The sequence below is a fragment of the Streptomyces sp. 1331.2 genome, from assembly GCF_900199205.1.
Classification (GTDB): Bacteria; Actinomycetota; Actinomycetes; order Streptomycetales; family Streptomycetaceae; genus Kitasatospora.
The window spans coordinates 66,125-79,073 of the sequence record NZ_OBMJ01000002.1; the positions used below are offsets into that span (position 1 = coordinate 66,125).

Annotated in this window: 7 protein-coding genes and 2 pseudogenes; 1 reads left to right on the forward strand and 8 read right to left on the reverse strand. The window is 73.9% G+C overall.

All coding sequences use genetic code 11. From position 1 onward, the window contains the following. Positions 1–21: 21 nt before the first annotated feature. The 5 genes and pseudogenes from CRP52_RS33375 to CRP52_RS33395 all read right to left on the reverse strand — a co-directional run bounded on the left by CRP52_RS33375 (position 22) and on the right by CRP52_RS33395 (position 6,716). Entirely contained in the window at positions 22–2,040 is a 2,019-nt protein-coding gene (locus CRP52_RS33375; RefSeq protein ID WP_097240588.1) for a HEAT repeat domain-containing protein, read from the reverse strand. A gap of 210 nt (positions 2,041–2,250) precedes the next feature. Next, positions 2,251–3,261: a quinone oxidoreductase family protein gene (locus tag CRP52_RS33380; RefSeq protein ID WP_097240589.1), complete on the reverse strand. Its 1,011-nt coding sequence runs from the start codon at positions 3,259–3,261 to the stop codon at positions 2,251–2,253. 197 nt (positions 3,262–3,458) lie between these two features. After that, positions 3,459–4,850 carry a M14 family metallopeptidase gene (locus CRP52_RS33385; RefSeq protein WP_097240590.1) on the reverse strand — a complete coding sequence of 464 codons (1,392 nt, stop codon included), beginning with the start codon at positions 4,848–4,850 and terminating at the stop codon, positions 3,459–3,461. 286 nt (positions 4,851–5,136) lie between these two features. Further along, positions 5,137–5,800 (reverse strand): annotated as a pseudogene (locus tag CRP52_RS40950) (alpha/beta hydrolase); the annotation flags it as partial. Further along, a pseudogene (locus tag CRP52_RS33395) lies at positions 5,797–6,716 on the reverse strand (zinc-binding dehydrogenase). The pseudogenes CRP52_RS33395 and CRP52_RS40950, both read right to left, overlap by 4 nt. A gap of 89 nt (positions 6,717–6,805) precedes the next feature. Here CRP52_RS33395 and CRP52_RS33400 point away from each other — a divergent pair. After that, positions 6,806–7,843: a LysR family transcriptional regulator gene (locus tag CRP52_RS33400; protein ID WP_097240870.1), complete on the forward strand. Its 1,038-nt coding sequence runs from the start codon at positions 6,806–6,808 to the stop codon at positions 7,841–7,843. A gap of 53 nt (positions 7,844–7,896) precedes the next feature. Here CRP52_RS33400 and CRP52_RS33405 read toward each other — a convergent pair whose 3' ends face one another. The 3 genes from CRP52_RS33405 to CRP52_RS33415 all read right to left on the reverse strand — a co-directional run bounded on the left by CRP52_RS33405 (position 7,897) and on the right by CRP52_RS33415 (position 12,922). After that, positions 7,897–8,178, reverse strand: a complete 282-nt coding sequence (locus tag CRP52_RS33405) for a hypothetical protein (protein WP_097240591.1) — start codon at positions 8,176–8,178, stop codon at positions 7,897–7,899. A gap of 232 nt (positions 8,179–8,410) precedes the next feature. Continuing rightward, the gene (locus CRP52_RS33410) at positions 8,411–11,599 is read right to left on the reverse strand and encodes an AfsR/SARP family transcriptional regulator (RefSeq protein ID WP_097240592.1); all 3,189 of its coding nucleotides are present in this window, start codon (positions 11,597–11,599) and stop codon (positions 8,411–8,413) included. Positions 11,600–11,782: 183 nt separating this feature from the next. Next, positions 11,783–12,922 carry an alpha/beta fold hydrolase gene (locus CRP52_RS33415; RefSeq protein ID WP_179853104.1) on the reverse strand — a complete coding sequence of 380 codons (1,140 nt, stop codon included), beginning with the start codon at positions 12,920–12,922 and terminating at the stop codon, positions 11,783–11,785. Positions 12,923–12,949 lie beyond the last annotated feature (27 nt).

Sequence of the window (12,949 nt, forward strand, 5' to 3'; positions counted from 1 at the left end):
CGCCGGCGAGCCTCCGGGCGCTCACCCCTCCCCGGTGGGCGCCTCGGCGGCGAGCGCCTGGTCGACCAGCGCCCGCAGCTCCTGGTCGTGGAGGACCATCGGGTAGCCGCCGTCCGCGGACAGGCGGCGGTCGGACTGTCGGATCGTCAGCAGCGCGGCCCGGATCGCCGGACCGAACTCGCCCATCCGTACGACGGCGTGCAGCGCTTCGCGGAAGAAGTCGAAGCGGTCGCCGTCGTCGGCGATCGGAAGGATGAACTCCTCCAGCACCCGCATGCTCGGTTCGGCGCGGCCCGTGATCGCCCACAGCGTGATCGCGGCCGTGAGCCGGGGCCAGTGGGTGCTGCTCTCCATCGCGGAACGCACCCGGTCCGCGTAGGGCGCCGCGTCCAGGCCGAAGTCGGCCAGGGCACCGATCGGCCCGTACCCGGGTGCCTCCGCCGCGAGGACGGCGTCGCCGAAGAACCGCAGGGCCGTCGCGCGGTCCGCACCGAGGCGCACGGCGGTCGCGTCGAGCGCGTACTGGTGGCCCTCCGGTACCCGGCAGGTGCGCAGGGCCGGTTCGGCCGCACCGGCAGCGGCGGGGCCCATCGCCTGCAGCACGTCGAGCGCGTGGAGCGAGGTCCACGGGTCGGCGAGCAGCGGCAGGAGTTCGGGCAGGGCCGGCAACGCGTCCTCGCCCCAGGCCTGCAGCACTTCGAGGAAGGTGCGGGTGACACTGCCCTGGGGCCCGCCCTGCCGGATCGCCTCCCGTACGGCGGGCAGCAGGGCGTCGGCGTGCGCCCGCAGGGGGATCAGCACCTCCTTGACCTCCGGCCGCCTCGGGTCGCCGACGCTGTAGCCGCGGCCCTGCTCCTCCTCCTGCGCGCGCAGCTGCTCGACCAGGCCCGGCAGGGCGCGCGGGTCGCCGATCCGGGTCAGTGCCCAGCGGGCGATCGCACCGACCGTTCCGTCGAGGTACGCGTCGGTGCCTTCGTCGTCCAGCAGGTCGGCGAGTCGGTCGGCGTACGGGGCTGCCGCCGGGCCGAGCACCGCGAGGATGTTCGCGGCGCGCAGCCGCACGCCGGCGTCCGGGTCGGTCAGCAGCCCGCCGGCGAGCGGGAGCAGGGTGCCTTCCACGTCGGCCGAGCGCCGCGCGGTGAGCAGGCGCCACCCCAGGTCCAGCGCCTCCTGGCACAGCGCGGGGTCGCCGGTGCGCCCGGCCGCCTCGGCCGCCTCGATCGCCTCGGCCGTCTCGATCAGCCTTACGGCGAAGCGGAGTTCGGCGTCGTGATCGTGCGCGAGGAGCCACCCGGTGGAGCGGACCACGTCCTCGCGGGTCCACGGGCCGTCGACGGCCGGGGTGTACCAAACCGCTTCGAACCGCGGCCGTACGGCGGGGTCGGCGAACACCTCGATCAGCCGGTCCAGCCGGCGGACCGGGAGGTCCCGGTCGAGTGCCGCCGAGGCGTGGACGGCCGCGACCCACAGCACCGGGTCATCGCCGTCCAGTACCTCGGCGAGTACGGCGCGTACGGCGGTGGCGTCGTCCTCCCGGCCGGACGCCGCGGCCGCCGCCTCGCCGAGGGCGAGCAGCAGCGCGGGCCGCACCGTCGGGTCCGTCTCCGCCCGCCATCGCTGCAGCAGGCCCGCGATCCCGTCCGCGAGGGGCTGCGCGAGCGGGAGCGCGGCCCGCCGCACCGCCGGGTCCGGGTCCGCGAGCAGCGCCCGCGCTCCGCTCCAGTCCTCCTCCGACAGGGCCGGCGCCTGGATGGCCGTCAGGAGTTCGACGAGTTCGAGGCGAGCACCCATGGCCGGGTCGGCGGCGAGGGCGATGACGAACGGAAGGGCGGCCGCCGCTGCCGACGGCGTCGGGCCGCCGTCCGGCGTGGCGAGGGCGTAGAGCGGGTAGCAGTCCTCCGCCGTCGCCTCCGCACCCGCCAGGGTGATCCGGCGCAGGGTGCGCGGGATGTCCCCGGTCGGGTGAACCGGATGCGCGGTCGTGAGCGTGTCCCACGCCACCGCGTCCAGCGCCTCCAACGGCATCCCCGCCACCGTCATCCCCGTTCCCCACTCCCCCGCCGGGCCGTGCCGACCGTCCTGACCGCCATCCTCCAGGAACCGCCGTGCTTCGGGCTACACCGGCAGGAAGGTCCTCCGCTGGGCTTCGAGCGGTGCCGCCCCATCCTCACAGTCGGGGATCCTGGCGATGACGGTCGGCCATGCCCTCGACATCTCGGTCTCCAAGATCCCCGACCTCGTCACCCGCGATCAGCTCTGCGTCTCCTCGCGGCGTCCGATAGCGGCCGCATCGGGTACGACGAGCAGCTTGCCGGTGGTACGCCGAGCCTCCAGATCGCTGTGGGCCTGGGCGGCCTCGGACAATGCGTAGCGGCCCGTTACGGTGACCTCAAGCGCCTTGGAGCGCACCCACTCGAACACATCGGCGGCCCGTCGGAGCAGTTCGGACCGATCGGCGATGAAGTCCCCGAGGCTGGGCCGGATCAGGGTCAGCGAACCGCCGTGGGCGAGCCGAATCGGATCGAACGGCGGCACGGCACCACTTGCCGCGCCGAAGAGCACGAGATGGCCGCGGGTTCGCAGGCTGGCGAGGCTCGCATCGAAGGTGTGCGCGCCGACGCCGTCGAAGACAACCGGCAGTCCCTGCCCGCCGTTGAGCCGCCTCACCTCGGCTGCGAGATCGTCGACTGCGGAGGAAAGGATCACCTCGGCGGCCCCGGCACGCTTCGCCAGCTCGGCCTTCGCCGGGGTGGACGTCGTGCCGATCGCCCTGCCGCCGAGGTGGGTGATGAGCTGGGTCAAAAGCAGCCCCATGCCACCAGCAGCCGCATGCACGAGCACCGTGTCGCCTCCCTGAACCGGGTAGGCGTCCTTGACGAGATAGTGCGCGGTCATGCCTTGGAGGAGCACGGCGGCGGCTGTCTCGAAGCCGATGTCGTCGGGCAGCGGCACCAGCCGGGAGGAGTCCACGACGGCCCGCTCGGCATACGTGCCGGGAATCTCCACCCAACCGACCCGGTCCCCGACTGCGACGTCAGTGACGCCGGGTCCGACTTCGACGACCGTGCCGGCGCCCTCAGCGCCCGGGGTGAAGGGCAGCGGGAGGCTGTACCGGCCTTCGCGGTGGTAGACGTCGAGGAAGTTGACCCCGGATGCGGCGACCTCCACGACCGCCTCGCCCGGACCCGGCCGCGGCTGGTCCACCTCGGCCTCCTGCAGCACCTCGGGACCGCCCACTTCGTACACCTGAATCGCTCGCATGACCCCTCCGATAAACGGCTCAGCCCCCACCAACCCCGTTGGTGGCGATCCGATTCCCGACAAGCAGACCGGCCGGCCGCCCCGCCGAGAGCTGAGACGCCTGCTGTGCATCCGGGCATGGGAGACCGAGGCCGTGAAGGGTCGACGAACCAGCCTGCTCGAACCGGCCTGCTCGAACCGGCCTGACGGGGACGTGGTCAGGCCGGAATGCCGCAGTACTGCTGCTGCTTGCCGATCGCCCGGTAGACGCAGTCGGCCGTCTCCACCAGGCGCAGCACCGCTTCGCGGTTGCGGCTGGTCTCGCGGCCGATCACCTCGTCGGGCGGGTAGAAGCCGTCACTGCCGTTCGGGCCGGGGTACATCTCGAAGGTGTAGGCGAAGACGCGCTGGGAGCCCCACAGCCAGTCGTCGATCGCGCCGTCGGTGATGTAGAGCTCGCTGGACTGCTCGGGGGTGTAGCCGTTGGTGGCGGCCATGCTGCGGCCGAGGGTGGCGAAGGTGTTGTACTCGTCGGCGGTCATGCCGGGGGCGGTCTCGGCGGTGGTCCAGCCGAACGGCCAGAGCACCAGTTCGCTGTAGGTGTGGAAGTCGATGGCGGCGGTGATCTGCTGCTTGCCGCCGACGACCCGGCTGCGGACGAAGTCGGCGACGACCTTGGTCTCCTTGGCGGACTCCGGGGCGCTGCCCCGGTAGGTCTCGCTGGAGGTGGAACCGGAGGAGCCGCCGCAGCAGCCCCACTTGTAGTTCCAGTTGCGGTTGAGGTCGGTGCCGACGTTCCTGCTGCCGGGGTTCGGCTGGCGGTCCTTGCGCCAGCTGCGGTAGCGGCCGGTGGCGATGTCGTACTCGCCGCCGTCCGGGTTGAGGTCGGGGATCACCCAGATCTCGCGGCTGTTGACGGCGTTGGCGATGCGGGAGTCGGTGGCGTACTTGTCGCCGAACTCGTGCAGCAGGTAGAGCGCCATCTCGACGGTGAGGTGCTCCCGGGCGTGCTGGTGGGCGGTGAACAGCACCTCCGGCTCGTCCTCGTCCGTGTTGACGTTGTCGCTGATCTTCACGGCGACGATCGGCCGGCCCTCGTAGGAGGTGCCGATGACGCGCTTGCTCATGATGTCCGGATGCGCGGCGACCACGGCGTCGATGTCGGCGCTGGCCTCGGCGTAGTTGTGGTAGCCGGAGTCGGCCTGCGGGAAGTCGTCCACCGCCGCTCCGACGCCCTGGGCGTCCGCCGGTTCGCCGGCCTGTTCGCCGGCCTGGGCACCGTACGTCGGCCCGGGCAGCGCGACCGGCGACCAGCCGAGCGCCCGCAGCCGGGCGGCCTCGGCGGGGGTGGCGGTGACCACCACCGCGTCGGGCAGCACGGCGTCGACGGAGGCGCCGGTGGCGGCGACGGCGGTGCGCTCGGCAACGGTACGGGGGCCGTCGAGCCGGTACTGCTGCGCACTGTCGGCGGCGGATGCGGCGGCGGATGCGGGGGCAGGCGCCGACTGACGGTCAGGGGAGGCGGCCCGGGCGGTGATCGGCGTGGCGAGGGCGAGAGCCAGCAGGACGGCCGTGGCCGCAGCGGGCTTCCCTCGGCGGGGCAGTCGCATGACTGTCCTCCTGTGGGGGTCCGTGGGGGCGGAGCAGTGGAGGAGGTGAGGCGCGCGCCAGCATGATGGTCCGTCAGTGTCATGAGTTCGTCAAGACGTCGGGGGCGAATCCCAAGGAGCGGCAAAGCAGCAACCGCAGGCCCGCACCCGGCGCACGAGCGGACACGAACGGGCACGAGCGGGCGCAGGGCCTCCACGCCGGCAGCCGACGGGGCGTCGTCAGGTGCGACGACCAGGCGGCGCTGGCGGCTTGAACCTGCCGCGGCACGACAGCACAACGAGGCGGGGCGAACGCGCGGGCGGCGTCGGTTCCTCCGGTGCGGCGGGCCATGATGTCGCGTACCGGCGGGGGCAGTTGCTCCCAGTCGAGGCGGAAGGGCCCGCTGACGGTGGCGGCCGCCGCCACGCGCGGCTCCAGCGCCGCGGCCCTGGCCGCGAAGTAGCCGCCCAGGCTCATGCCGACGAGCCCGATGCGGGCGACGCCGAGGGCGTCGACGACCCGTCCCACGACGCGCTCGTAGTCCGGCACGAAGGTCGAGGTGGCCGCGAGCACGCCCTGCCCGGGGCCGTCCATCGCGAACACCGCCAGCCCCCCCTGGCCAGCAGTGCGGACGCCAGGTCGAGGAACTCCTCCTTGGCCGAGTCCAGGCCGGGGACGACGACCACGGTCGCCGGCGCGTCGGCGGGGCCGCGCAGCCGGCCGGTGAAGCCCTCGCCGCTCACCCGCCGCGCACCGGGCTCCAGCAGGGTGAGGGCCGAGCGGGGTGACCCCGCGTCCTCCGCGCGCCGGAGGTGGTCCTGTGCGGTGCGGTGGAGGGACGGCCCCAGTCGGCGACGCTCGCGAGGCCGTCGGTGACGCGCCGGTACTCGTGCGGGTCCACGCCGGCGCCGGTGGCGCGGGTCCACTGGGCTGCGGCGAAGTCAGCAGCAGGGAACTCGGTGGTGGTCAACGCGCTTCTCCCGTCAGCAGGACGGCCTTGCCGCGGATCCGGCGCTCCCGCAGGTCGACCAGGGTGTCGGCGGTCTCCGCCCAGTGGGTGGTGCGGCCGATCTCCGGGTGGAGCCGGCCCTGTTCCACGAGGCTCACCAGGGCCGCGAGGTCGGAGCCGTACGGGGCGCCGGCGTAGTGGAAGTGCTGGATCGTGGCGCGCTCGGGCCCGCCGAGGATGTCGAAGAAGTCGAGGGACACCGGGGTGCGGCTGGCCTGTCCGAACCAGACGAGCAGGCCGCCCGGGCGCAGCTTCGCCAGGGCGACCGGCAGGTTCGGCCCACCCGTGGACTCCAGCACGACGTCGAACGGCCCCTCGGCCGCCGCGACCTCGTGCACCACCGTCGCGCCCAGCTCCGCGAGCCGGACGCCGCGCGCCGCCGTGGCCGTGACCGCGGTCAGTTCGGCGCCGGCGCCCACGGCCAGCTCGGTGACGAAGTGGCCGACACCGCCCGAGGCCCCGGTCAGCAGCACCCGTCGCCCGGCCAGGGAACCGGCCGTGCGCAGCAGCCGCAGGGCGGTGATCCCGGCCAGCGGCAGGGACGCGGCCCGTACGGTGTCGACGCTGTCCGGGAGCACCGCGAGCGAGTGCGTGGGCACGGCCGCGTACTCGGCCCAGCCGCCCAGCGCCGGATGCCCGACCACGCGGGTGCCGATGCCCGGGCCGGTTCCGTCGGCTGCCGCCTGGACGACGAGGCCCGCGATGTCCTTGCCGGGCAGCAGCCCCGGCCGGGGGTTTCGAGCAGGAACGTTTCGCCCCGGTTCGGGGCGAAGGCCTCGACCTTGACCAGTGCCTCGCCGGGCTCCGGCACGGGCTGGGGGGCCTCGACGAAGGCGACCGGGCGGGCGGCGTCCCCCGTGGGAATCAGTCTTTGCATGGGGAGCATGCAACTCCGCGGCTGCCCAGGTGATCCAACAACGGACGAGCAAGACCGACAACCATCGGTTGTCAACTATGGTGGCGGCCATGGATCTCGACGTGGCGCAGGTACGTGCCTTCGTGCGCACTGCCGAGGAGCTGCACTTCGGGCGAGCGGCGGACACCCTCGGCATCACCCAGCAGGCGCTGTCCAAGCGGATCGCCCGACTGGAGTCCCTGCTCGGCACCGAGCTGTTCCACCGCGGCAGCGGCGGCAAAGGCAGCGGTGGCAAAGGCAACGGCGGCAGCAGCGGGAACGGCAGCAGCGGCGGGAACGGCGACAGCGGCAGCCGCACCGGGGTGCACCTCACCGAGGCCGGGCAGCGCTTCCTCCCGCCGGCCCGGCAGACCGTGGCCGCCGCCGACGCGGCGGTCGCGGCAGTGGCGGCGATGTCCGGGCAGCGGCGCCCGCTACGCGCGGACGTCTGGGGGCACCTCTATGCGCCGATGCGGACGCTGGCCCAAGTCGCGGGACGAGCAGGCGAGTTGGTGCTGGGCCACGGGCGCGATCTGCCGTCGGTGACGACGGCACTGCTGCGTGGCGACATCGACGCGGCCTTCGGCCGGGTCCACCCTCCGCTGCCCGCCGGGCTGACCCACCGCCTGGTCCGCCTCGAACCGGTGGACGTCGTCCTGAGTGCGGACCACCCGCTCGCCGCCGAACCGGCCCTGCGGCCGGACCAGTTGTGCGACAGCGTGCTCTGGGCGCCCGGTCCGCTGGACCGGCTCGACTTCCTCCACCGGTTCGCCGACCGCTTCGGCATCCGCAACCGGGCCACCGGCGTCAACCTGGGGCTCTCCCACTTCCTCGCCGAGGTGGCGGAGGAGCCGCGACGCTTCTCCCTGGTGCCGGCCGACGTGCCACTGCCGCCGGTCCCCGGACTGCGCTCCGTCCCCCTGGTCGAACCCACGCCGCTGTACGCCTGGTCACTGCTGTGGCGCTCCGGGAACGGGCACCCGGGGCTGACCGACCTCGCCGCCGCCTGCGCCGAGGAAGCGGGGCGAAGCCGCTGGCTGGAGTACGACCCGACCCGCGACTGGCTGCCCGAACCGCCCACCAGCGGTGGCGACCCGGGCCCGCGGTAGCAGCCGGGCACAGCGGGTGCCGTTGACGACCGTGTCACCAGCCCCGAACGAGCTCACGGCCTGTGAACGGCCGTGATGCGGCCGGCGCGGCCGGCGTAGACCCGGTGGGCCGTGCCAGGCTCACCTGCTTCTGGCCGGCTCATCTGGTTACCGCCGATGGTCGGGTGGCGGGCCGGTTCACGCTTCGGGCCCTCATCCGCCCGCACCTCCCGCCCCCACACCTGTTGCGCCTGGCCGTCCACCTCGTACGGGGTGTTCCACAGCGGCTTGTAGACCACTCCACCGGCCTGCTGGGCGATGAACTCCCGCGCTTGGCCGGGTTGGGCCGGACTCACCCGGAATTCCCCCACAGCTCCGGCCGGGTCCGTCCCCTGCGCGGACCCGACCGGTAGCCCCCGGGTGGGGCGGGTGTGGACGGGGCGCGGGTCGACCGGCTAGGGGGTCGGGTGCGCCTGTCCTGTGCCGTGGGGGCGAGCCTAGGCAGGGGCGTCTTACCGATCGCTTACCGAACTCTTACCGAACGGGCGGTGGGCGGTTAGGCTCGTATCAGGGGTGGGGGTGCCACCGTCAGCTGCCGTACGGCGGCGCATCACCGGTACCGGTGCCTGAGCCGGAACCTGAACCGGAGCCCGGCCCGCTGACGGCGCTGTCGCCCAGCTCGCCCGCCTCCGCGAGGACGCGCGCCGCCGACTCCGGCAGGCCGGCGGCCTCGTACGCCCGGCCGAGCGCACGCAGCGCCCCGGCGAGGAAGGAGCGCCACCCACGCGCGCGCCACACCAGGACGGACTCCTCCAGGTGGGCGAGGGCCGAGGCGTGGTCGCCCGCCGCCAGGTCCAGCTCGCCGAGGATGCCGAGGGCCTGGGCGAGGTGGTGGCCGAGGTCGAAGCGCCGGGCGATGGCGAGCGCGGCCTCGGCCGTCTCGCGGGCGCGGCCGTCCCCGGTGGCCGCGTACAGGGTGGCCAGGTAGAGCAGCGAGAACGCTTCCACGTAGCGGTCGTCGAGGCAGCGGGCCATGGCGAGGGAGCGGGTGAGCAGTTCGTCCGCCCGCTGCGGCTGGCCGGCCCGGCCGTGGGCGGCGCCCAGGAACTGGATCGCGGTCGCCTCGAAGCGGGTGTTGCCGATGAGCCGGGCCAGCCGCAGGGTCTCGCTCAGGTGCTCGATGGTGCGGTCGAGGTCGGTCTCGCCGTAGGCGACGGCGATGATCTGGTGCGCCCGGGCCTGGCCGCCCGGGTGGTCGTGGACGGTGGCGAGGTCCAGGGCGCGGTGCGCCGCGTCCAGCGCTTCCTGCTCCCGGCCCTGGGCGACCAGGCTCCAGGCGGTCAGGACGAGGGCGTCGGCGGTGCCGCGCGGTTCCCGTACCTGCTCGAACTGGCGTTGCAGGTGCCGCGCGCGGCCCTCCAGGGCGACCATCGTCTGGCTGCCGTCCACCGGGTCTGCGGTCTGATGGGACTCGCGCTTCTCCCGGAGGTCGTCGACGTTCTCATGGAGGTCATCGACCGGCGTGGTCCAGGTCGTCACCTCGATGAGGCCGCGGGTGAGGACGGCCGCACCCAGCGCGTCGCCGGCCGCCCGGCAGGCCTGGAGGACGGTCAGGTGCGTGGTGCGCCAGTCGTCGTACAGGCCGCGCGCGTCGCAGTACTTCTCCTGGGCGGCGGCGAGTTCCCAGGCCAGGGGCACCATGCGCAGCGCGGCGGCCTGTCGGGCGCTCGCGTTCAGGGCCGGCTGCTCGGCGTCGAACCAGGCCATCGGGTCGTCCAGCAGCGCCGCCGTGACGGCGGACGGCAGCGGGTGGCGCGGTGCGTCGCCGTGGATCGGCGCGAAGCAGGGGCCGGGCACCTGGTCGGCCGCCTGCTCGGCCAGCCGGAGCCAGGCGCCGAAGGCCCGTTCGAGGGCTGCGGTGCGTACGGCCGGTTCGTCGGCGGCCTCGGCGTGCTCGCGCGCGTACAGCCGGACGAGGTCGTGGAAGCGGTAGCGCAGGTGCGGCTCGGTGCCGGTCTCCTGGAGGAGTTGGGCGTCGAGCAGTTCCTCCAGTTGGCGTTCGGCCTGTTGCAGGGGGATGTCGGCGATCGCCGCCGCGGCCCACGGCGCGAAGTCGGGTGCGTCGAGCAGGCCGAGCAGCCGGAACGTGCGGCGGGTCGGCTCGGACAGCCGGTTGTAGCCGACGGCGAAGCCGGCCCGTACGGCCAGGTTCCCGGCTGCCAGTTCGTCGAGGCGCCGCCGTTCGTCGTGCAGCAGGTGCGCGAGCCGGGCCAGCGTCCAGCGCGGCCGGGCGGCCAGGCGGGCCCCGGCGATGCGCACGGCCAGCGGCATGCCGCCGCACAGCTCCACGATCCGGGCGGCGGCGATGGGTTCGGCGGCGACGCGGTGCTCGCCGAGGATGCGGCGCAGCAGGGTGCGGGCGTCGGCGGCGCCGAGTTCGTGCAGGTCGACGAGGGCGGTGCCGGGCAGGGCGGTGAGCGGGGTGCGGCTGGTGACGAGGACGGCGGGGCGGCGGTCCCCGTCGGAGGGAGTGCCCGGGAGCAGCGGGCCGAGCTGCTGTTCGTCGGCGGCGTTGTCGAGCAGGACGAGCGTGCGACGGCCGGCGAGCAGGGTGCGGTACAGCGCGGTGCGCTCGTCCAGGGAGGCCGGGATCTCCCGGGGGTCGGCGCCGAGGGCGCGCAGGAAGGCGGCCAGGACGCGGGCCGGGTCGGCGGGCGACTCGTCCACCCCGCGCAGGTCCGCGTACAGCCGGCCGTCCGGGTAGTCGGCGGCGGCGCGGTGGGCGGTGTGGACGGCCAGCGCCGTCTTCCCGATGCCGCCCATGCCGGCGATCACCGGCACCCGGCCTGCCGTCAGGGCTTCCTGGACCAGCCGTACCTGCTCGTCGCGACCGGTGAAGTCCGGCACGTCCGGCGGGAGTTGGGAGGGTACCCGGAACCGCCCGAGGTCGGCGCGGACGCCTTCGCGGTCGCGGACGCCCTCGCGGACGCCCTCGCGTACGCGGACGCGGACGCGGTCGTGGGCCAGCAGCGAGAGGAAGACGCTCTGCACCTGCTCCCCCGGCTCGATCCCGAGCTCCTCGGAGAGCCGGCGACGCAGCGACTGGAAGCGGCGCAGCGCCTCGGCCGCCCGGCCGTCCGCCGCCAGCAGCTGCAGCAGGGCGGCGTGCACGGGCTCGTCGTACGGGTGGTCCTCGGCGAGCGCCGCCAGCGCGGGAACGGCAGCCGTGCGCGAGGCCGTGGCCGTGGCCGTTCCGGTCCCTCCTGACGCCCCGGCCGACAGGGCGTCGGCCGCCAGGGCGTCCCGGGCCAGGGCCAACGCCGCGCCGCGCACCGCGCCCTCCACGGAGGTCACCAGCGGGTCCTCGCGGTGCAACCGCTCCAGCCCGGCCAGCACCGGGCCGCGCCGCAGCGCGACCGCCGCGGCCCGGTCCCCGTCGGCGGCGAGCCGGCGGAACCGTCCGAGGTCCACCGCCTCCGGCCCGGTCAGCAGCCGGTACCCCTGCGCGTCCGAGTCCAGCACCACCGCCGGATCCCCGAACCCTCCGAGCCAGGCCCGCAACCGCGACATCCCGGTGTGCACGGCGCCCCGGCCGATCCGGTCCGCCTGCTCCGCCCACACCAGCTCCAGCAGCCGCCCGACCGGCAGCCGCTCCCCCTCCGCCAGCAGCAGCGCCCCGAGCAGCCCGCGCAGCACGGTGGCCCTCGGCAGCGGCTGCGGTTCGCCGTCAACGGCGACCGTGAGGGGGCCGAGCAGCCCGAACGCCATCGTCGTCATCCGCTCCAGCCCCCTCCCTGCAGAACCCGTCACCAGTCCACGACCCTAGTACGGACCTGCTCGGCCGAGGCAGGGCCCGTCACCGCGAGGGCTCGTCACCGCAGCGGCCCGTCGCCGCAAGGGCCCGGCACCGCAAGGGCCCGTCGCCCGGTGTCACGGCACCCGGTGTCACGGCGCCCGGTGTCACGGCGCCGGGGTGATGTTGCCGTCCTCGTCCATCACGAAACGGCCCGACGTCTGCCCGTCGACCTTGCCCTGGTCGAGCCAGTGCTTGGAGAGGTTGTGCAGGTTCTTGTGCTGCACCTCCCAGGGCATCTGGTGACTGGCGCACTTCGCCGTGACCAGGATCTTGTGGGGCCCCGTGATGGCGTCGTAGAGCGCGGGGACGTGGAAGTCGAGCGCCGGGTTGGGGTTGGACGGTGTCGTGTTGGCCGTCTTGTCGAACTCGCCGTGCACGATCAGCACGGGCACGCTTCCGCCGAGGATGCCACCCTGCCCCGCCGTGGTGTTGTTCCAGCCCCAGGAGACGAAGTTCCGGAAGCGGCTGACGCCCACGGGCTTCCCGGTGGCCGGGTCGACCGGTCCCCAGGTGCGACCGATGGAGTCGATGTCCATCAGGGCGCTCCACACGACGTCGACGATGCCGGGCTCACGCTGGTCCGGACAGTGCACCTCGTTGATCCAGCCCTGGTCGAAGCCCTTCAGGGTGAGGACGTGGGTGGGGAAGCCCGGCACCGGCAGGGTCGGCGGGTTCGACGGGCCCCCCGGCGGAAAGATCGGGGCGAGCAGGAACAGGCTCTCCACCTTCCCCGGGTTCTTCACCGCGTACGGCCCCATCGCGAACGCGGCCGCCGACCAGCCGATGAAGGAGACCGTCGACACGTTGCGGTTGGTGAGGATGAAGTCGACGACGGTGCCGAGCTCGTCCTGGTCGCTCTGGGAGTTGGTGAGCACGAAGGGGTAGCTCGCGGTGCGCGGGCCCGACAGCGGAGGGTTGACCGCAGCCTGCTCGTTGGGGCCGACGTTGCACGGGTCCTCCATCCGGGGACGCGGCGACCGGCCCGAACCCTGGAGGTCCATCATGAACACGTCGTACCCGGCCCGGGCGAGCGCTTCGGCCCACCCGTACGAGGTGTGCTGCAGGTCGTAGGCCGCCAGCGTCGGAATGCTCCTGCCGTGCAGCATGAGGACGACCTTGCGGTTCGCGGGCGGACCGGGAGGCGTGCCGTCGTGCTCCCGCACGAAGAGCTCGACCTTCTGGCCCGCCGTTGCGGGGATGGTCGAGAAGTGCGGGACCTGGTGGTCGGTCGTGACGATGGCCATGGGCGGGCTCCTTGCCGGCGAGGTCGG

Bases quoted from the DNA above. Each gene is read 5' to 3' on its own strand.
- CRP52_RS33410 (WP_097240592.1), bottom strand. From the start codon at position 11,599: ATGACGACGATGGCGTTCGGGCTGCTCGGCCCCCTCACGGTCGCCGTT.
- CRP52_RS33375 (WP_097240588.1), bottom strand. From the start codon at position 2,040: ATGACGGTGGCGGGGATGCCGTTGGAGGCGCTGGACGCGGTGGCGTGG.
- CRP52_RS33415 (WP_179853104.1), bottom strand. From the start codon at position 12,922: ATGGCCATCGTCACGACCGACCACCAGGTCCCGCACTTCTCGACCATC.
- CRP52_RS33385 (WP_097240590.1), bottom strand. From the start codon at position 4,850: ATGCGACTGCCCCGCCGAGGGAAGCCCGCTGCGGCCACGGCCGTCCTG.
- CRP52_RS33400 (WP_097240870.1), top strand. From the start codon at position 6,806: ATGGATCTCGACGTGGCGCAGGTACGTGCCTTCGTGCGCACTGCCGAG.
- CRP52_RS33380 (WP_097240589.1), bottom strand. From the start codon at position 3,261: ATGCGAGCGATTCAGGTGTACGAAGTGGGCGGTCCCGAGGTGCTGCAG.